This window comes from Alteromonas sp. S015 (assembly GCF_036864485.1).
Classification (GTDB): Bacteria; Pseudomonadota; Gammaproteobacteria; order Enterobacterales; family Alteromonadaceae; genus Alteromonas.
The window spans coordinates 1-308 of record NZ_JAZETO010000036.1 but is presented as its reverse complement, the minus strand read 5'-3'; the positions used below and the strand labels follow the sequence as shown (position 1 = coordinate 308).

At 44.5% G+C, this 308-nt stretch carries 1 tRNA gene; it reads left to right on the top strand.

What is annotated here, in order from left to right:
- Window positions 1-77: transfer RNA gene (locus V7R42_RS19915), tRNA-Ile, on the top strand.
- Window positions 78-308: the final 231 nt, after the last annotated feature.

Genomic DNA, 308 nt, shown 5'->3' with positions numbered 1-308 from the left:
AGGCTTGTAGCTCAGCTGGTTAGAGCGCACCCCTGATAAGGGTGAGGTCGGCAGTTCAAGTCTGCCCAAGCCTACCATTCACCTGCACTTGCTTCGCAAGTGGTCGTGAAAAAGCCGCTTAACCGGAAGGGAACCTTCCTGACGGTTTTTCTACTCGCTAAAGTTAGCAGTAGTTAATGGCTAAAGTGAAAACTGATTTTTGTGTCACGTTGGACCCGAAATCCTAATGAATATTTACTGTTTCAGTAAGCATTGATTAGGGTTTTTTACTCTAAAGATGAAAGTACTGCTTTTGCAGGAAACATCGA